General features: G+C 62.8%; 17 protein-coding genes. 4 read left to right on the top strand and 13 right to left on the bottom strand.

Features of this window, described 5'->3' with window-relative positions; genetic code table 11:
• Nucleotides 1–10 precede the first annotated feature (10 nt).
• The 8 genes from ABZV40_RS34845 to ABZV40_RS34880 all read right to left on the bottom strand — a co-directional run bounded on the left by ABZV40_RS34845 (nucleotide 11) and on the right by ABZV40_RS34880 (nucleotide 4,948).
• On the bottom strand, nucleotides 11–175 hold the full coding sequence (locus ABZV40_RS34845; RefSeq protein ID WP_355451500.1) for an FxLD family lanthipeptide: 165 nt from the start codon (nucleotides 173–175) through the stop codon (nucleotides 11–13).
• A gap of 38 nt (nucleotides 176–213) precedes the next feature.
• On the bottom strand, nucleotides 214–1,428 hold the full coding sequence (fxlM, locus tag ABZV40_RS34850; RefSeq protein WP_355451503.1) for a methyltransferase, FxLD system: 1,215 nt from the start codon (nucleotides 1,426–1,428) through the stop codon (nucleotides 214–216).
• A 113-nt stretch (nucleotides 1,429–1,541) separates the two neighbouring features.
• A complete protein-coding gene (locus tag ABZV40_RS34855; RefSeq protein WP_355451506.1) occupies nucleotides 1,542–2,750 on the bottom strand; it encodes a tetratricopeptide repeat protein in 1,209 nt (402 codons plus the stop codon).
• Between the two features lie 104 nt (nucleotides 2,751–2,854).
• Entirely contained in the window at nucleotides 2,855–3,343 is a 489-nt protein-coding gene (locus ABZV40_RS34860; protein ID WP_355451509.1) for a helix-turn-helix transcriptional regulator, read from the bottom strand.
• A gap of 135 nt (nucleotides 3,344–3,478) precedes the next feature.
• A complete protein-coding gene (locus ABZV40_RS34865; RefSeq protein ID WP_355451512.1) occupies nucleotides 3,479–3,922 on the bottom strand; it encodes a hypothetical protein in 444 nt (147 codons plus the stop codon).
• On the bottom strand, nucleotides 3,922–4,290 hold the full coding sequence (locus ABZV40_RS34870; protein WP_355451515.1) for a hypothetical protein: 369 nt from the start codon (nucleotides 4,288–4,290) through the stop codon (nucleotides 3,922–3,924). The genes ABZV40_RS34865 and ABZV40_RS34870 overlap by 1 nt, the downstream gene beginning before the upstream one ends.
• Nucleotides 4,287–4,421, bottom strand: coding sequence for a hypothetical protein (locus tag ABZV40_RS34875; RefSeq protein WP_355451518.1), 135 nt, complete (start codon nucleotides 4,419–4,421; stop codon nucleotides 4,287–4,289). The genes ABZV40_RS34870 and ABZV40_RS34875 overlap by 4 nt, the downstream gene beginning before the upstream one ends.
• The gene (locus ABZV40_RS34880; RefSeq protein ID WP_355451521.1) at nucleotides 4,418–4,948 is read right to left on the bottom strand and encodes a hypothetical protein; all 531 of its coding nucleotides are present in this window, start codon (nucleotides 4,946–4,948) and stop codon (nucleotides 4,418–4,420) included. The genes ABZV40_RS34875 and ABZV40_RS34880 overlap by 4 nt, the downstream gene beginning before the upstream one ends.
• Before the next feature lie 401 nt (nucleotides 4,949–5,349).
• On the opposite strand from ABZV40_RS34880, the gene ABZV40_RS34885 reads away from it, so the two are divergent.
• Together ABZV40_RS34885 and ABZV40_RS34890 are read left to right on the top strand one after the other, a co-directional pair.
• Nucleotides 5,350–6,222: a helix-turn-helix transcriptional regulator gene (locus ABZV40_RS34885; protein WP_355451524.1), complete on the top strand. Its 873-nt coding sequence runs from the start codon at nucleotides 5,350–5,352 to the stop codon at nucleotides 6,220–6,222.
• Between the two features lie 31 nt (nucleotides 6,223–6,253).
• Nucleotides 6,254–6,643 (top strand): DUF397 domain-containing protein, encoded by a 390-nt coding sequence (locus ABZV40_RS34890; protein ID WP_355451527.1) that lies wholly within the window; start codon nucleotides 6,254–6,256, stop codon nucleotides 6,641–6,643.
• Between the two features lie 491 nt (nucleotides 6,644–7,134).
• Here ABZV40_RS34890 and ABZV40_RS34895 read toward each other — a convergent pair whose 3' ends face one another.
• Entirely contained in the window at nucleotides 7,135–7,788 is a 654-nt protein-coding gene (locus tag ABZV40_RS34895) for a hypothetical protein (RefSeq protein ID WP_355451530.1), read from the bottom strand.
• 465 nt (nucleotides 7,789–8,253) lie between these two features.
• Between ABZV40_RS34895 and ABZV40_RS34900 the strand changes: the two genes are divergently transcribed.
• Nucleotides 8,254–10,197 (top strand): hypothetical protein, encoded by a 1,944-nt coding sequence (locus tag ABZV40_RS34900; RefSeq protein WP_355451532.1) that lies wholly within the window; start codon nucleotides 8,254–8,256, stop codon nucleotides 10,195–10,197.
• Entirely contained in the window at nucleotides 10,187–10,876 is a 690-nt protein-coding gene (locus tag ABZV40_RS34905; RefSeq protein WP_355451535.1) for a hypothetical protein, read from the top strand. The genes ABZV40_RS34900 and ABZV40_RS34905 overlap by 11 nt, the downstream gene beginning before the upstream one ends.
• 56 nt (nucleotides 10,877–10,932) lie before the next feature.
• Here the strand turns inward: ABZV40_RS34905 and ABZV40_RS34910 are convergent, their stop codons facing one another.
• From ABZV40_RS34910 to ABZV40_RS34925, 4 genes are all read right to left on the bottom strand, one after another.
• A complete protein-coding gene (locus ABZV40_RS34910; RefSeq protein WP_355451537.1) occupies nucleotides 10,933–12,180 on the bottom strand; it encodes a hypothetical protein in 1,248 nt (415 codons plus the stop codon).
• The gene (locus ABZV40_RS34915; RefSeq protein WP_355451540.1) at nucleotides 12,149–13,453 is read right to left on the bottom strand and encodes a hypothetical protein; all 1,305 of its coding nucleotides are present in this window, start codon (nucleotides 13,451–13,453) and stop codon (nucleotides 12,149–12,151) included. The genes ABZV40_RS34910 and ABZV40_RS34915 overlap by 32 nt, the downstream gene beginning before the upstream one ends.
• A 704-nt stretch (nucleotides 13,454–14,157) precedes the next feature.
• Entirely contained in the window at nucleotides 14,158–15,111 is a 954-nt protein-coding gene (locus ABZV40_RS34920; RefSeq protein WP_355451542.1) for a hypothetical protein, read from the bottom strand.
• A 684-nt stretch (nucleotides 15,112–15,795) separates the two neighbouring features.
• Complete coding sequence (locus tag ABZV40_RS34925) at nucleotides 15,796–18,447, bottom strand: hypothetical protein (protein ID WP_355451545.1); 2,652 nt, start codon at nucleotides 18,445–18,447, stop codon at nucleotides 15,796–15,798.
• Nucleotides 18,448–18,510: the final 63 nt, after the last annotated feature.

Below are 18,510 nucleotides of genomic sequence, written 5' to 3' on the forward strand. Positions count from 1 at the left end.
CGCACGCGGGCTACGGGCAGCTGACGCACGCGCTTTCGCACGTGGTTCCGCAGTTGTCACCAGTCAGCTGCACCAGCACATCGAGCACCGGCCCCGACTCCGCGAACCGGATGTCGAGATCGAAGCCGTCCGGCGCCGGTGGCATCGCAAGATCGGCCTGAACGGTCATGGACATGTCCTCCTTGTGAATCGTGTGTTCTTCCTCAGGGCTCGTCAGGACCAGGACACGACGATCCGCGTGTGCTTCTTGTCCAGCACGAGTCCACCTTGGGGAAGCTCTTCGTCCGGCGTCGTCGCCGGGTAAGCATGGATCTGTGCGGAGAGGCTTTCGCCGTCCCACGACCGGATGCGCTCCAATACCCGCTCCATGAGCTGGTCGGCATCGGGACCGTGTCCGTACACGCCGAACTCACGTGCCGACGGGTCATCGGCCACAGGCCGCAGCCCGAGGTAGGCCAGGCTGCCGTCGACAGCAACCGCGGGCACGCCGATCGGCCAGGCGTGAGCCACGATTCCCTTCGTCTGCGCTTCCTTGGTCGCCATGAGCAAGCCGAAGCCTGGCAGCGCGATAGCCATCCACAGCTGCAGGCCGTCGAACCGGCCCTCGCCACTCATCGTGACGCCTGACCACGCTTCTGCACGTGGCTGGGCGAGTACCTCACGCAGCCGGTCGACATCCACGCTGGGGTTGTCGTCGAGCCGGAGAATCACATCGTCGCCATGCAACGGGATGCTCATCTCCGAGTGAGACCCGATGCCCTGCATAGGCACGAAGGCACACAGCTCGTAGCCTCGGCTAACCAAGTGATCACCGACCCGTTCGAACGCCACAGACCGAGTCAGGCTGCGCATTAGCAACGGGACGATGATCCTGCCGCCCTCGGTGAGTTGCTCCCACCACGACTGAGGCAAATCCCATGCCCCTGCGGTGACGATGATCCGATCGAACGGAGCGTGCTGCGGCACCCCGTTCTCGGCGTCGACCTCCAACACGTGCACACCGTGGTATCCAGCCGCAGCCAGACACGCTCGTGCGCGCTCCACCACTTCGGAGTCGATGTCGACCGTAGTGACCTCGCCCTCCGGGCCTACCAGCTCGGCGACCAGTGCCGCGTTGTAGCCGCTGGAACCGACCTCCAATACCCGCATCCCCGGCTCGATCTCGGCCTGCTCCAGCATCATCGCTTGGATGTGCGGAGCCGACACGGTGCTCACAGCCTCGCCCTCGTCGTTCCACTTGGTGAGCAGCGTGCCCTTGGCCGCGTACGCCTTCTCCAGCGATTCCCCAGGACCAAACAGGTGCCGGGGCACAGCCAACAGGGCATCTGCCACAGCGTCGCTGCGGACGGCACCCATGCCGCGGAGCTGGTCAACCATCGCCTTGCGGAGCGCTTCCGCGCCGACCTCGATATCACTTTCAGTGTTCACTCGGTTACCTTCCCAAACGTCCCCAACCGCCGGTCCAAGCGGCAGGGGGTGTCTTCGCAGACGTGCACAGATCGCCGTATCGATCCTTGTCCTGACCTGGAACGACGACGCCTTCAAACGTTGCCGAGGCCGGCGAGGCGACCTCGCACACGTTCGGCCCGGATAGCTTCGCCCGCGCCTTGGAACGCTTCGATGGCCCTGATGTAGTACACGCGCGCAGCCGGTTCGTGGAGCGCTTCGGAGGCTTCGCCAAGAAGTTCGAGTGCATCCGCTGCGTACAGTGCACACCCGCTCTTCTCCAGCACTTCGAGTACAGGAAGAACCGTCGCGGCACCGCGGACATGCTCATTCTCTGCGAGTTGCGCACGGCCGAGGAACGTGAGGACTCGCGCGCGACCGACGGCGTCGCCGACAGCGGTCATCAACTCTGCCGCGGCACGGAAGTGTTCGGTAGCGGCCACGACGTCGTCCAGCTGGATCAAGACCTCGCCGACGCGCCGGTACCGCAGCGCGATACTGCGGGTGTCCTCCGTCTCCTCCGCCAGGACGAGCGCCTCTTCGTATCTTTCCAGGGCAGCTCGTGGGCTTCCTGCAAACTGGAGCGCACGCCCATGCACGGACAGCACGGTCGACAACAGCTGCGGTGTGTCGATTCGGCGTGCAAGTTCGATGGCACGCTCGGCCTCTGGGAGGGCTTCATCGTGGCGACGCAGACTGGACAAGGCGAACGCCGAGCGAGCATGGAACACCGCACGTCGCAGGGCCTGTTGGTCGTCCTGCAGGTGGTCAACGGCCCGGAGGCTAAGTAGCTGGGTGGCAAGTTCGTCCTCGTGCTCGCCGGCGAACCGGCACAGTGACCACAGAGGCTCAGCGAGTTTCCACGAGAGGTCATACCAGCCGCGCTCGAACGCAGCGTTCAACATGGCGACGAGAAGCCGTCGGTGCTCGCGGAACCAACTCATCGCGTGTTCAGCCGATTCGTAGAGCTGGCCCGGCTGCTCGTAGACCGGAGAGAGACGCCAGCTGAACGGCTGGGTGATCTTGTCAGCCATCGTGGCGCGGATCGTGTGCCACAGGATGAACGCGTCGTAGCCGAGTGGGTCATCGTCTGCCGCGGGCTGCATCACCGTTGTCAGCCGGTAGTGGCATGGATCAACCTCGATCGCGTGACCCGCTCGGACGAGCTCGTCCACGACGTCACTCCCCTGGACAGGATCGCCGACCACAGCGTGGATGAGATCGACGTGGACAACGTCGGAAGTACCGGGCATCGAGGTGATGGTGCGCAGGATCTTGCCAGCGAAGTTGGACAACTCGGCCACGGTCGCTCCAAAGGTTGTGGACGGAAAAGCGCGGCCGACTTGGCCATACCGCGTACTGGACGGGGATCGATAACAGACGGGCGGTGATCGGAAGGTCGCGTCCGCTAGAGCTCTTTCAGAGCGGCGATCAGGTCGGCCGGGCCGAGGCCCGAGAGGTCTGCCATTGTCTGGATCGCCGGAGGATCGAGCCGGACCAGTGCAACTGGGTTGTGATCCGACTGCCGGTGCTGGACTTCAGCCCACGTCCGAAGCCGTCTGAGTCGGGGATCGCCAGAGCACGCAAGCGCATGAAGATTCACATCGACGTGGACGTCATCGAAGTCGCCGAAGGTACGGATGAGTGCACGCTGAAACAGTTGCTGAGGTGTGGCGTCCAAGGCGAAAGTGACCTGGACGAACCTCTTGACGGAGATGCTGCGGGTGCCCTGCTCGTAGGTGCCGAGCGTCTGGAGTGAGAGATCATCACCACTGGCGATGGTCAGCCGATCGCGCAGCTTGTCACGGGTCCAACCGCGTGCCTTGCGTGCTATTCGGAGTTCGTCTCCGAGATGCTGCGCGAGGCGTTTGAGATCGTCGTTGGTCGGGCTCTGCATGTGTGTTCCTCGTGTTCTGGTGATTACAGGGGCCCGGCTCCGAGAGGGAGTTGATTCGGAGCCGGGCCACGCCGGGGGCGCGCCGTCCGGGGCTGCGTGATGGAACGCGACAGCGCGACCGCACCCGTAGAGGTGTCAGCTCGGTGGGTTGACCCGCTCAGCGGCACGCCTGGAGAAGTAGCCGCGCATGTGCGGCAGATCCTCGATCGCGAGCAGTTCGCTGCTGACGCTGATGAAGTTGCCGACCCGCCTCCAGAGCGCGATGTCGTCTTCCACAACGAAGGGCTTGTGCGGATCGAAATCGGCATCCCATACGCGGTAGCCGAGTGCGCCATCATGAGTGGCGATCACTGCGTCCCGAACGCCTTTCCAGACCCTGGCCCACATCCAGGCAACCTGGTGGGTGTCCGGGTCAACGACCTGCGTCTGCTGGAATCCTCGTTGCCGAAGCTCGGCCGCGCGTTGACGCACGTCGCTATCGCCGTCGTGCCCAGGACGCATAAGATCGCCGCCGGCAGCTACGGCTTCGCATGACATGTCGTTAGCTCCTTGCTCGTCGTCAGCGTTGCGTGAAGTCATTAGCGGGAACCGGAGTCTGTGTCCGTCTGGATCCAGTCGTGGAGCAGCTCGTCGGTGTCCGCATTGACCAAGATCCAGTTGAGCGCGACTTCGATGGGCACGTAGTGCCTGAACCACTCAGTGCCGGGTTTCCGGGGCTCATCGCGAGTAGGCCCGCCGTAGAACCGCGCGACGAGCGCGTGACCAAGCCGAGGTAGCGTGACAAAGTCCGTGAACCCGTTGACCTCACGGGTCAGCGCACCTTCGTACACGCCATGTCCGAGGCTGGGCACCAACGACCAACCGTGGTTGAGCGCGTAGTCGACGCTTGGTGCGCACGGATCAGATTCAGGCTGACTTTGGCCATGCGTTTCCCCGGCGCCGGTCATAGCCTCGTCCGCGGACTTCGCTCCTGGATGATCTGTTTGTCGTCGTAGGCCTGCACCATGACGCAGACGAGACGCACCAGGAAAATCAACCCAGTCAGCACCGTGAGTCCCACTTGGACGGTGAGGGTCATGCGACCACCCGCTCGGGTTCTCGGCGCGCTGACTCAGGCTGCACGACGTCTAGCGATGCCGCCTGGCCGCCGAGCACGACTAGGCGCATGTCACGTAGAGCGCCCCGCAAGCTTCCGGTTTGAAGAGGTTGAAGGACACACACCCCTCCAGCCGGGGCGATCAGCATGATCGGTTCGCCGGATGTCGCGGTCACAGTGATCGTCCGCTGGCGGCCAACGGCGTCCTCACACGGGATGGTGCAGGACAGGAAGCTCAAGTCCGTGGCCGCGTGCGAATAATCCCCGCCGTCCAGTGCATCGCAAGCGACGAACACAGCCTGGCGCAACGCGCCGCGAAGATGAAGCACGTCGTCCGAGTTGAGGACCGCGACTTCGCCTGGCGGAACGATCAGCGCGATCGTGCTGCCTTGCAACAGAACGACACGGATGAAGCGACGACGTCCCACGATGTCGCGACACCTGACTTTGATCTCCTGAGGCCGACGGGTCTCGGACGATTGGCTCTTCGTGGGGTGCAGCGGAGTCACAGGACCTCCCGGTCTCGCGAGCTGTGAAGCACCGGAAGGAACAGCCGACCGACGGACATGCCGCCGCCACATAGGGCACGGAGGGATGTTCGGTGACACAGACCAGACCTGCTCCTGCCGCAACTCTCACTCGGTGGAGCGTCCGCGCAGCGTGAAGGCAGGCTGGCAACGCGCAGCAAGTCCGTCATCCCGCCCCCTCACTTGATCTCAATGCAGTCGCGTATGTTCCTCGGCGGTATCATCTTGGGCACATCTGATTGTGATACTAACTAGGTTGATAATCAACCTTCGGCGGCACGCCCAAACGGGTGCAGTTGCGAGATACGCTGCGTAGTTGAGGCAAGATGACCTCCAGCCGTACGCGCAGGACCCGCCGTCATCCTGGAAAGGCCCACCCCGGCATGGCCGCTGTCCGCACAGCCAAGAAGTTGCTGCTCGGCAAAGAGATCGAGCACATGATCAAGAAGTCCGGCTTCACGCAGGCTGAAGCAGCCGCGACGATCGAGACGAGTCAGAGCCGCATCGCCGGATTGATCGACGGCAAAGGGAACATCACTGTCGGCGACCTGGAGCGGATGGCGAACAAGCTCGGGTTCCGCGATCCCGGCTACCAGGCAACACTGATGGAGTTGCGGCGCGACAACCACAAGCGAGGCTTCTGGACCACCGGCCACAACCGCGCCTACAGCGAGGACATGCGGCTGCGGGTGGACCTGGAGAAGCTGGCCGACCGGATTCGACTCGTGCAGTCGGAGGTCATCCCTGGTCTCGGCCAGTGCGAGGCGTACGTCCGAGCCATTCACGAAGGTCAGCCCGGCGCCGATGGGTTGACCGTGGAGGACCGCGTGCAGGCGCGGCTAGCTCGGCAGGACATCTACAAGAAGGACAACCCGCCGGACGTGCACATGGTCCTATCGGAGTCGTGTCTGCGGCGTGAGTGGGCTGACCCGGCCGTGATGCGCGAGCAGATCGAGTTCTTGATCGAGGTGTCACAGCGGCCATACATGATGATCCAGGTGTTGCCCTTCAAGGTCCCAGCCGGCCGCCGAGTCGCACTCGGGACCTCGTTCACACTTGTACGTGTGCCGTCACCGGGTGCCGCCGGACATCTGGAACTGGCCTACACCGAGGGCGAGGGCGAGATCCGATATTTGGATGACGAGTCCGCCTTGAAGGCCCACGATCAGGCCCATGCACGCCTGTCCGCGGCCGCGCTGGGCTTCGAGGAGTCCCGTGCGTTCATGCACCAGGTGGCGCGCGATTTCGGCAAGTAGCAGGACTGCAGGCAGAGGAGAAGACCCCGAGATGATCGCAAACGCGCCAGTGTTCGAGGAAGCGGACTTCCGCAAGTCCAGTCGAAGCAACCCGGACAAGGACTGCGTTCATGTCGCTCGGCGCGACGGCTGGGTTGCGGTTCGGGACACGAAGAAGGTCTTCGGCGCCCCTGATGATCATCGAATGTGGTTCACGGCCGACCAGTTTGACGCCTTCCTTGCTGGCCTTGGCCGCGGCGAGCTGTCGGGCCACTGCATCGAGGTCGTTGTCCGAGACGATGGCGCACGAGTCTTTCGAAGCACTGTGCCTCAACCCTCCGGAACCGCCGAGTTGGAATTCACCATCGGCGAGTTTTTCGCGTTTCACGCAAGTGCGATCGAGGGAGAGTTCGCGGAGCGGGCGTTCGCCGTGGCTGCATAGCCAAACACCTCCGGTGAGGAGTGCCCAAGACGCGGAGACCGCTCCTCCAGTGCTGCGGCACGAAAGAAGTCCAACTCACCAACGCCTTTGCGGCGAACGATGCGCTCCTCGCGCAAGCGCGAGGAGCGCATCGTTCGCCGCTTGTCAGGTGGGATCGCCGAGGTTAAGGGCGCGCATCGCAGGCTTAGCGGGGTCCCTGCGGTGGGAGACAATAGGCACCCACCGCAGGAGCTCAGCCGATCAGGTCTTGGAGCCGCTCTGCGACCCAGTTGTGGATCTCGGGAGGCAAGCTCCACCAGAACCTGATGACGTGCGACATCGCTGCCGCCCCTGCGCGAGCCCGCAGCGATAGACGCTGCAAGGTGCTGCTGGTACCGTCAGTAGACGTCCTATGTGCTTCTGGGCACTGGATGTGACGAGGAGTCCCCACCGGGTGGCCGCCCGGCGATACGGGGCTCCTTCGTCGTAGTAGGGACCGGTGGATTCTTCTCCTAGCCGGCTTCTCTCCGTTCTCCCGCCGTGGTTGAGTCACGGCGATCCTCCTGTCCCCGCACCGCCACGGTGCGGCGGCCATGATCGTCGCCCTGCTGACGACGATCGGTTCGGACGGATCCGCTCACGCCTGCAGCCGGCGCGTTGCCCGGCACTGTGGTGCCATCGACGTCGGCTGATAGTGCCTCCACCGGGTAGGTGTAGAGCCCCTTACGCTCACGAACCAACTGCCCGCGGTCGACCTGGTAGCCCAGCGCGTTGCTGACCTTGGCCGGATCGACCTGCTTGCCCAGCTTCGCGAGGCGGGCCACGACCTCCGGCACCGTGAAGGTCTCGCCGGGCAAGACCACCTGCAGCAGCAAGCGTCGCAACGGCACCTCCCGGAGAGCGTTGTTCACGACTGACTGTGGTGCTGCGTCGATCCGTGAGTGCTGACCACGAACAGACGTAGTGCACGAGCTGCTGGAGGAGGCGTCCACCTCGTCCAGCAACTCCCGGCACGCCTGCACCAGCCGAGGCGGGAGCGCCTGCACCCCCGTCACGTTCATCTGGCGCAGCGTTCGCGCCGCGTCCACCAGCTCCCGGATGCCCGCAACCAGGACATCTACGTCCGGCAAGGGCACTCCGGCGTCAGCGTGCTGCGTCCCGACCACGCACACCACCTCCGTCGCATTCGCGCATGATCAATGCGTTCGAGTGGACTCTACACTCTTGGATTCCAACTTCCAGGCTTGAGGGTCCTTGCGTGTCGCCACGATGGTGACTATCCGCGCGCGGGCGAGCACATGGAGTGTTCGTCTGCACGTGGAACAGCAGCCGACCCGTTGTGCGTCAACAATCTGCGCGACGTGATCGGCGACGCACGCGCGACGAGCCCCGTATGCACGCACGGGTGGGTCGTGTCGTCGGAAGCGTCGACCATCCGCTATAACTTCACGCAAGTTGGAGTCACGTGATTGCGAGGGTTCGGCCGTTCGAGGGTTCTCGCGCGGCCGAACGGGTGGCACGAAGGCGTCGCAGGCATGCCGAGTTTCACCGCTCAGGCAGGGTTTCCGGCCAGCAGTCCACGGACCGCCTCGTCGAATTGCTGCGGCGACACCGCAGAGGAAGGAGCACCCATGGCGCGGGTGCTGCGCATGCTGAATCTCAAGATCAGGACTGACCGTGGGTGGCAGGCCCACGAGTACAACCTTGATGCCCAGGTCGTGGTCATTCACGGCCCTGCAGACACCGGGAAAAGCTCGATCCCCGATGCGATCGGCTTCGCTCTGGGCGTCGACAACGTGCCATTTCGTGGCGCCGTGCACCGCCTGCTGCGCGAGGTGGAACTCAAGATCAGGCTGGGTAACCGCACCTACACGCTAAGGCGGTCGCGATCGTCCAGTTCGCGGGTCGAGGTCACCGACGAGGTCGGTGACCTCGTCGGGCGCTTCGCCGCCGGGCAAACCCGTGCCGAGGCCACGACGATGTCGGAGTGGTTGCTGGACAACCTCGGTCTTACGGAGGGATTCTCCGCGCTGGGTCCGAAATCGACATTCCACTCGGCTGTGTGGCCCTACCTGCACCGCAGCCAGTTCGACATCGACCGGCACATCGTCCTGCCGTCCTCCTCCGACCGGCTGCGCCTGGACGCGCTGGAGTTCCTGACGGGGATTACCAACCCCGAGCTGACCAGGCGGCGAAAAGAACTCGAAGCCATCGACCGCGAAATCGGCACACGTCAGCGCCGCAGCACCGGCATTGTGGAGTTCCTGGCCGAGTCGCAGGCCACTGACCCGGCCGCTGTGCGTGCCGCACTAACGGACCTGGCCGTTCAGGAGAAGGAAGCGGAAGCACGCCTCGCGCAGTTGCGGGCGTCCGCGAATGCCGCGGTCGCGCACGCCGATCAGTGGCAGCAGCGCCGGCTCGCCGCCTACAACAGGGTCAACAACGCCGAGCAGAACTTGCTGCGCGCCGTCCGCGATCTCGGAGAAGTCCAGCTTGAGCTCGACAAGGTCAACGAGTGCCTGCGCGCTGTCGGAGTACTTGAGGATGCAGACCCCGCCGATCGACGCACCCTAGAGCTGGTCGCCGACAAACGGGAGTGTCCCGAGTGCGAGGCGGACCTCCTAGCGATCGTCCCGCCTCCTGGGCATTGCAGCCTGTGCTGCCGCCCACTACGAGGCCAGGAACACCTTGAGACGCGGATCCGGCTGCAGAAGCAGCGCCAAGAGATCGAGCTGCGCATGCCGGCACTGAGTGACGCGGAAAAGGCGGCCCGGCGAGCGGCCGAGACCGCTCGTGTCGAACTCGTGGGGCTGCTCACCACCCAGAACGAGCAGACCGAGCAAGCGGTGGCCCCGCACGTTGACGCGATCGCCGGTGCGACAGCGGAACTCGCCGCGCTGCGTCAGCAGCTCAAGGACCTGACCCAGATCGACACCATCCTGCAGCGCCTCGACGACGATCAACTGGCGATCACGAAGCTGCGTGAGGAGCAAGAGAATCGCTACGCGGAGCTGAGTGTCGCGGAGGAGGCCTACGACAACCGCGACGACGTCGCGGAGGCGTTGACCGACATCTTCCGGCGGACGATCAAGAGCATCGAGCCCCCGAACTCCACAGGGCTGGCTCGCATCGACGCCAAAACTCTCCTGCCATGGGTCGACGAGCAGCCCTTCGAGTCTCGTGGTGGCGGCGCCCGAGTCGCGGTGTCGGTGGCCTACAGCCTCAGCCTGCTCAGCTACACGCTAGAGACCGATCAATGCGGGCTGCCCGGCTTGCTGATCATCGACTCGCCCCAGAAGAACCTCGGCACGAACGACCCGGACCGCGGCCTCGCACGACGGGTCTACCAGAAGTTCCTCGATGCCCTGCAGGAGCGCGGAGCCATCGGTGACGGCCGCTTCGAGCGCCCGTTCCAGCTGATCATCGTCGACAACGACCGCCCCAAGGTGAAGGGCTTGCGTCTGGTTCACAAGTTGGACTACGGGGACGGGTTCATCAAAGACCTCGACGACCCGCACGGCATTCCTGCGGGCGACGTTCCGCTGCCCTTCGAGGACGAAGCCGATGACGAGTAGCAGCAGCAACATCCCCTTCGACAAAGTGCGCGCGCTCAGCGACGAGGTGGACGCCGCTGCCTCACTCCTCCGGCACGGACTTCAGGTGCTCGAGTTCTACAAGTTCGTCAGCCGTGACGCAGACACTGTGTTTGTTTGCCTCGCCGGGGGCATTGAGAAGTTGCTGAAGCTCAGCGCGGGCCTGCACACGCTGGACACCGCGGGAAGCTGGCCGTCCAAGACCATGATGAAGGGCTTCGGCCATGACATCGTGGAGCTACACAAGCATGTGCGAGGACTCATCGTCCACGATGCGCCCACCCGCAGCACTGCGCCTGGCTACATAGTCGAACTGCTCGACAAGGTGGACAACGACCCGCACATCGGCAAGGTACTGGAGACGCTCGGCACCTACGCAATCGCTGGCAGGTTCTACAACCTCGATCACCTAGCTGACGCTCCGCAACTCGGAGACTCGCCCAGCCAACTGTGGGAGCAGCTCCACCGTGGGCTGACGTCACTTCACCCGCATTTGCTGGCAAGGTTGGCGGCACACGACCAGTGGGAGAGCGCGCGAGCGGAGCTGAACAAGCACATCATCGACTCGGTGACTGGCTGGCGCGAACTCATCACGCGTGCTTGGCGCACAGGTGTGTTCGGGAGCCTCGCGAAGCAATGGGCACCGCAGTTGTCCGCCTGACTTCTGTACCTGCCGGACACGGGGCTGAAGGTGAGCCAACGCAACGGATCAAGCAGCTACGGCTTGGCTTGATTTGCCTGATGCTCGTCCGCATGCTCCGGCTCTGGTTCGAACAGAGCCTGCTGGTCCACTGGAGTGCCACGTGTGGAGAACAGTGAAGCAGTGAGCGCATGGTCCACGGCAGGCGGCAGACCGACTTGTCCCCGTAGGAAAGCGGCAACCAGCTTGACGAGGCGCTCAGTTGCCGGCCCGAAGCCAAGGCGCCGTGCCGCATCACTTCGGATTGACCTAGCCCTAGCAAGGCGCTCGAAGATCAGGAGATCAAGTTGGCGCGGCAGTCTGGACGTCGCACCGACCTGGGTTGCGAGACGCTGAACAAGCTCAAGTAAGGGCTCGGCGTACTCAGGCGCCGCAGGCATGACCGCGCCAAGTGCTTCCATCCGCACGTCTACGGGTGCATCAAAATGCTTGAGCAGTTCGCTAACGTAGCGATCAACGCGATCGGAGATCCTAGTCATCGCCGACAGGGGTATGTCTCCTACAGACAACCGCGCCAGCGCTAGCTCCCGAAACGACGAGACGTCCATGGTGACGGCAACGCCCGCGATCAGGGCAAGCTGCAACCCCAAGACACTTATCGACTCCGCATACAACCATCGCAGTGCCTGAAGTGAGCCTGTATCGAGACCATCCGACCATCTCGGCCTCAGCTCGCGCAGCAAGCCGATGTTGCGCTTGATCGCGTCGAATGGGTCGAGGAACCAGACCTCCGACCGGAGAAACCAGAACGCACGTTCTAGGTCTGCATCGCCCTTCAACTGCTTGTGGACCTGCTTGATCAGCAGGGCGATCGTGTCGCCCTGCGAACCACAATCGACGATGTCGTCAACATACAGACGACGCTCCCTGGCTTCGAGATCGTCAAGGTGCTGGATCGTCACACCGAAGGTACGAGTGAATCCACGGACATCAGCCGACGCTCGAAACGCAGTGGTGACCTCCGCGCCCTCGGCCTTCACGAGCTCACGGAGACCTCTAACCCACAGCGCTCGGTCAAGCGGTCTCGGTGTACTGCTTGACTTCCCGGTCTTCACTTCACCGATGTACTTCTGTGCCGTCAGCGCCGGACTAATCAGATAGCCAAGCAGATCCAGATCCGTGACACTGAGTGCATCGCGTCCGTAGCGATGCTGGAGGTCGACTCCGCGGCGGACGTAGTAACCGTCCCAGAACCATGCCTGAGCAACTCGAACTTCGGCACGGTCGCCGGGCTCAAGCCCAGGGGTCGTCTCGCCGCGTGGCACGCTGCGTCTCCTTCCGTAGTTCGAGCACAGCGGCCCGCGTTAGCTCACGAGCCTCGCCGTCATCCTCCGCCGCCATGCGCATCTGCTCCGGCGTCGTGAAGTCGGAGGGCGATTGTCGCAGCTTGATCGTCTCAGCGCCGCTGGAGTCGGTGATGCGCCGGATCCACTCCAGGCCGTCCTTGGCAATCTCTGGCTTAACCAGTCGAAGGTAAGCACGATCTGAATCATCTACTGGTCGCACTGACACGATCCCGGCCGCTTCAAGCAGGTGATAGTCCGTCTTGATGTTGGTAGCCGGACCGACCTGGCCGCGGTTGATCAACGAGTTCACAAGGATGGCGGGGCTCAAGATGCGACCTAAGCCAGCTCTCGCCTGCTCGTGACCAAAGAGGATGTGTGCAACGAAGAGCTTGCGCTGGTGCAATGCCTCCGAGGTGGCGAGGGTATTGTCCGCTGTTTCGAGCAGCGGCGAGAACGCATAGGTGGACTGACCACCTGACGCGGAGTGCACCGTCGCCGACTGGATCAAGCCGCTTCGCCGCGCACTCAAGATCGCTTGAGGCGAGCCCTTGAGGCGGTTGAAGGAGATGCCTGGCGTCATGAGCACCTGCTGGCTCATGTCAAGCAACGCGTCTCGTTCGTTAGGCGGCAACTTCTGCAGGAAGCTCGCAAGATCGATCTGTCCAGTACCCCACACGTACGGACTGAAAATCACGTCTTCATTCAGCTCAGCCGATAGCAACGCCTGATTGATACCCACCGCACGAGTGACGGTGAGCGCACGCTCGGCCTCCTCGGAGCTGAAGCCACGCCGGGAAATTCGTTCGAGATGCTCTGTTCTCGCGAGCGGTGCGATCGCACCAAGCTCAACAGAATTCAGAAAAGCACGGTCCGAGCGAGTCGGGTTGAGACTCTCGAACAACACGACAGTCTGCTCCAACAACGACGCCGAGACGCCGACATACTCCTCAAGCTCTGAGACGTTCCCATCCTGATCAACGGTGTAGTCCACAATGTTTGCACGCTTCAGTGCAGGCAGAACAACCTGTTGGAGCTCGTGCCGCCCGAGACCCGCAAACTGCGCGAACTGGAACACCATCTCTGATGGCAACCGGATGAAGCTGTTGTACCCCTTCAAGCGGGCGGCAAAGTCCATCGCCCGCCCGGTGAGTAGCAAGATCTCGATCTCCGCCTTCACGAAGGGGCTTGTCACGTTAGGTTCGTGCTGGTGCACGAAGGCGATGGCGCGACCAAGCCGCTTCACCTCGTCCACGCTTGGCGGCATGGAAGTCTCCGGTCTAACGAGCAACACGTTGAGCTTCGACCTACACCCTGTCGGTACTCTGCGTGCCGTTGTTACCAACACCTCCTCCGGCGAGGGCAGGAACGTGGGCACGAGCACTGGTGCTCGTGCCCACGCCTTCAGACACCACTTCGTTCCCACCAGAACACGTGTGCGCATGTCGATAGGCCCATCAGGTGACTGATCAACGTGAACGGCCACAGAGCACCGAGGGTGGCCGCGGTTGCAGATCGTCACCCCACTGACCTACCAACAGCGCGGCTCGCCGCAGCACTGGCCCCATGCCACGCGCTTGCTGAGGACGGTGACCTCACCGACAACGGATTCGGCAATAGGGATTGGTTGCCAGTTGCCCATGCGTCGGCGAATCGAGTGGTGATTGAATATTCACGGAAGTCAGCCGCGGCCGGTGGCAACTTGGCAAGCCAGCCAGCAATGCAAAAGCGCTTATCAGCCCGCGTTAAGTAGGTGCTTGGCTCCAACGGACCCACAGCCCGAAACCCAGGCCGTGACTCAGCCGAAGCCGTTACATCCAAACACACAAGATCGTAATGCGCGTAGGTCGACAGCCTACACACCAACTCCTTAACGAACGTGAGCTAGTTAGCCGAAGTCGAAATTTCGCCAAGCAGCGTCGCCAATTATCTGTCCCATCACCAAACAACACTACCAGTTCACGGCTGCGCAACCTGCTTCCACGAAGGTGGATCAAGGTACGCCTGGTGCTCCGCATAGCGCAGCGCGACGGTGATCACGAACTGCTGACAGAAGTCGAACTCACTCTGATCTGGAGCGTAATCGTCGCTGTGCGACCGATGGAGCTTGCTAACACCAAACGTGCCGTAAACGCTCGGCGTTAGTTGCCGGAATCGCTCGTACTCCCGGTAGTCGATACCAAGCACCATGACACGTAGAGCATCTTGAGCACTCAATGCAATATCGCGAACTATATCAAATTCTTCCGCAAGCTTTTCCGCCCCTCGAATCGGCATGCGACTATCCTGATCCGACGGCTGACGAAGAATAGAGTGAATGTCGTACTCGCGAAGAGGATGATGAATGCGCCGACCGAAGCTGAACGGCGATGACGGATAGCTATGCCTGTCGACCTCGGCAAACAATTCATCAAATGCCTCGACAAGCAGCGCCATCGCCTCGATGCGGTCTCCACCAAAGTTGGTAGCAACCGCCTTCTTGATCTTGTCTCGGGTTTGATTCTGCGGAACGATCTCAGTCATGTCGACTCGGTCGTACGCCACGCCGAAGACTTTTGGGGTGTTGTCCTCAAAAAAGTTAGCAAGATCGGCGCGCGCCTGCTCGATTGCAGCCGCGCCAGGCATCGCCCCGGCATGTTTGAAGGCATTGCGCAGACGGTTCAGGCGATCCATAGCTACCCTGCCTGACAGGTCAACACCGTTCGCGAGTCGACGTGGTCCGAGTTCGGTCCAGTACTGCATGAACTGAATTCGGTCCGACAAGGTGGCTTGGAGATGTTCACCCGTCAAGATCAAGAAAAGTTCGACGGCATCATGGAAAGACAGAATGCTAGTGAACGTGAGAGGTTCAGGAAGACGTGACTGGTCGATACCTTGCTGATGGAGCAAGCGGATAAAAGCCAGCCGCTTCATGGTCTGAGGATCAGGTGTCGTCATCTGAATCCTTTGCCTAAGGTTGGCGATACTACCTGGGCCAACGACTCGGAGGCACAGTATGCCAGCGTCGGGGCCTTCGCAGCTGGAATTACGGGAGTCGTCACCATATCCGCGACATGGTCGAACCCAGCCGCGTACCGAGCGGGTTGCGCCTCCGGCTAGCGCTCTCACTACCGGATGTGTTACAGACGACCTCGAGGTGACGCCAACAGCATTCATACTGGTAACCTGGCGGCGTGACCCTAGGAGGTGGTGCAGTTGAAGTTTAATCTGATGCCCCTCCGTTACCTGGGAGCTGCCCAGCAGCATGGCCGGTCACGTGGCAAGGGTTGGTTAAGCCAGACGAAATACTGTCTGGCTTAGTGTTCACCCCAGGGCACTCCTACGGAGCAAACAACTTAGGAGCGGGATCAGCCAACAGTCCCGAGTAGGCCGTAGAAGGGTCCGTATTCCAAGCGGACCCTTCGCTCGCGCGGCGCGGCAGGATCGCCAGATCAGCCCCTCCGCCGCAGGCCGAGGAATACAGCGCACCCCCTGAAGTCGACGCCGCCTTGACTCAGCTAGCAGTCCGGCAGCCGTGGCACGAGCCCTGCTGCAGCTCGCCGCAGTGATGCACCAACGTCATCCGGACCAGTACGGAGGCTGGCCGTCTGCCGGCCGCTACTTCAGCGAGGGGTCTAGAAGCGTCGAACTCACACGGTCACGTGGTTGTTCGAGATAGCCGTCGCACACAGCCTTGACGAATGACGCCTCACGACCTGCGTCCTGGTCCGGATCGCGTGAATCCCCAGCGGCGAATGGGTTCTTGCCCACGGCCCAAAGTGGGAAGCCCTCGTGCAGTTGATCGTTGGTGAGTAGGAGACGTGGTCGCTGCGGCAGAGCGCGTGCCAGTTCCATCAGCTCCGCGCACTCTCGCCCAGGCTGGGTAACGGCGAGCAGGTCCCAAGGTGCTTTCAACGCTTCGGCCAAGGTGTCCATCAAGTCAGTGGTGCGGGCGTCGGCGCCTGCCACGCGACGCTTGACCTCGACGGGTACGAGATCTCCGTTCGCGAACAACAGCAGCACGTCGGCTTCCCCGATATCTTGACCGGTCGCAGGGTCCGTGAATGTCACACCAGGATGTGCTCCAACGAGGTCCCAGCTCTCGAACAGCTCGTTGAGCCACCGCAACACGATCACGTGCCCAAGGCTGTCGGTCTCAAGGACGCGACGGAGTGGCTCTCCGAGCCGATAGGTGAACTTCAGCTCGCTGGCCCCGTACGGCTGCTTGATCTCACGACCGCAGCCCGTGCAACCCACAGGTGGAGGCAACGAGGCCATCGGCAACCACGACTTTCCGTTGCACTCAAGACAGCTGACGCGAACACCTCGCACTAGCAGGTGCCGCTCCTCCGCCCAAGTCACCCAGTTCTCCGCGGCAGGTTGCTTGCCGCCAAGCGCCTTCCGGAAGTCCTCAAGCGGAAGGTCGCGTCCCTCGCCCGAGGGCGCGATGGCCGGATCGTCACGACCTAGCGCTTGCGCCGCACGCTCCAACGCCCCACCATCAACGCCCTGCGCGCGCAGCTGTTTGTGCACCGACGTCCATCGGTTCTTCCACCACGACATGCCACTGCGCTCACCGAGCCGATACAGCAAGTCGATCAACGGTCCGTGTAGCAACCACCGGATCTGCTCGATGCCACCCAAAGACTCCAGCAACGCGACCGCAGCGAGGCCTGGTTCCGACGGCTTGGCAGACAGGCCGCGCGTCTGGGCAGTGGCAGCCAAAGCAGTCCAGGACGGTGGCCACATCACACCAACCGGATCAATGCGGCCCATCCTCAGCACATCCGCCTGAGCGGCGCCCCCTCGATAACCAGCAGAGAACCGCGGCCCACGCATCGTCCGGTCACGAGGCAACAACCGCTCGCGCACCCTGATGTCGACGATCACGTCCGCACCACGGGCACCATCTTGTTGCAACGGGCTGAGAACCTTCCGGTCGGCGTCCGACACCGTGGGGCTGGCGCGACCCGCGCTCCACATGGCCACCTGACTTCCAGGCCTTCCCGGGGCACCACCGAAGGTCAGCAGCTCCTCCTCGCGGGCCACAACGACGCCAGGCGTCCGTGCGGTCAATGCCGTCAACTCCTCGCGCCCCAGCGATGAGCTCGTGACATGACACTTCCCACCTGACCACCCGAACATCGTCGCCCTACCGGGCTGACGCAGTTCACCAAGAACCTGATCAGTGAACTCGGCGGCCGGAACACCGATCGGCAACACCCGCCTGTCCCCGTGCGCCGCCCTCAAGTTCCACAGCAGCGCCAGATCCTCGACAGACCCAGGCGACAGCACGACGATGATGTTCGGGCCGGCCGCCCTCCGGATAGGAAACCGCGGAGGGATCGTCTTGTCGTGCCCCATGAAACCAGTGTCGGGTTCCATACCAGCGGCCAAGTTCATGTTGCTGAGCTGCCGCGGCTTGATGTGATCGGAGCTGTCGAGCCGGATCAACAGGTCCTGCAGTGAACCCTCAGCTTGAACGCGCCGAATCGGGAACAATTCTTCGAAGGTCAGATCCTTACGAAGGAAGAAGAGGTCGAGCTTCTGCGGGTCCGGTGTCGCAGGAAGTCGTCCCAGCACAGCCGTGTAGACCGGCCGCCAAGGATCATCATCCGCGAGCTCGACCACCTCCACCGGACGAAGCCAACGATCCCGGTCTTCGCCTGAGGCAATCAAAACCACCGGCGTGTCCCACGTGGACTGCTGATCAACTCTGAACGGCGTCGCGACGTCGATCCCCGAGGCGACGTAGTCGACCAGCTCGGACTCCAGCAGACGGGCGTACAGGTCCGGCATCTGTCCGTCGCGAACTGGAAGGAGCGGACGGCCACCGCCTCCCCACAGCTGACACAGCCACTCGATCTCCATCAAGGCACCGGGCACATCACCGACTGCGACAGGATGTGCGCATCGCACCGGCCGCAGCCAAGTGGACACCTCATGAGGTCCGTCGAGGAGTTCGTTGTCGAGTAGGCCACGCACGACCACGATGATGCCACCGGACTGAAGCGTTTCCGTTGCGACACCCAGCAAGCGGTGCGCAGACCGCTGGCTCAGCGAATCCTGCGGGACCGGCGTCAGGTCCCGCACCACAGGTTCGAACTCGCAAAAGGCTCCGGCCGGCAGTTCGCCAAGACTGCTGGCAACCAGACTTGCGAGTTCCGCACGAACAGCAGCTACAAGCTCCCGTGCCCAGATCCATGCTTGCGCCAACTGGTTACGGCGCCGCGCCATGCTGCGCCGCGACGAACTGCACTCGTCGCCCATTGGACGCCTACGGACCGGGGTTCACGCCGTCCGTAAGAGGGCGATCAGGAAGGGCAGGCACGA

It is taken from the genome of Lentzea sp. NPDC004782 (assembly GCF_040609115.1).
In the GTDB taxonomy this organism is placed as follows: Bacteria; Actinomycetota; Actinomycetes; order Mycobacteriales; family Pseudonocardiaceae; genus Lentzea.

Bases quoted from the DNA above. Each gene is read 5' to 3' on its own strand.
- ABZV40_RS34860 (WP_355451509.1), bottom strand. From the start codon at position 3,343: ATGCAGAGCCCGACCAACGACGATCTCAAACGCCTCGCGCAGCATCTC.
- ABZV40_RS34865 (WP_355451512.1), bottom strand. From the start codon at position 3,922: ATGACTTCACGCAACGCTGACGACGAGCAAGGAGCTAACGACATGTCA.
- ABZV40_RS34900 (WP_355451532.1), top strand. From the start codon at position 8,254: ATGGCGCGGGTGCTGCGCATGCTGAATCTCAAGATCAGGACTGACCGT.
- ABZV40_RS34875 (WP_355451518.1), bottom strand. From the start codon at position 4,421: ATGACCCTCACCGTCCAAGTGGGACTCACGGTGCTGACTGGGTTGATT.
- ABZV40_RS34845 (WP_355451500.1), bottom strand. From the start codon at position 175: ATGTCCATGACCGTTCAGGCCGATCTTGCGATGCCACCGGCGCCGGAC.
- ABZV40_RS34925 (WP_355451545.1), bottom strand. From the start codon at position 18,447: ATGGGCGACGAGTGCAGTTCGTCGCGGCGCAGCATGGCGCGGCGCCGT.
- ABZV40_RS34885 (WP_355451524.1), top strand. From the start codon at position 5,350: ATGGCCGCTGTCCGCACAGCCAAGAAGTTGCTGCTCGGCAAAGAGATC.
- ABZV40_RS34905 (WP_355451535.1), top strand. From the start codon at position 10,187: ATGACGAGTAGCAGCAGCAACATCCCCTTCGACAAAGTGCGCGCGCTC.
- ABZV40_RS34890 (WP_355451527.1), top strand. From the start codon at position 6,254: ATGATCGCAAACGCGCCAGTGTTCGAGGAAGCGGACTTCCGCAAGTCC.
- ABZV40_RS34870 (WP_355451515.1), bottom strand. From the start codon at position 4,290: ATGACCGGCGCCGGGGAAACGCATGGCCAAAGTCAGCCTGAATCTGAT.
- ABZV40_RS34920 (WP_355451542.1), bottom strand. From the start codon at position 15,111: ATGAAGCGGCTGGCTTTTATCCGCTTGCTCCATCAGCAAGGTATCGAC.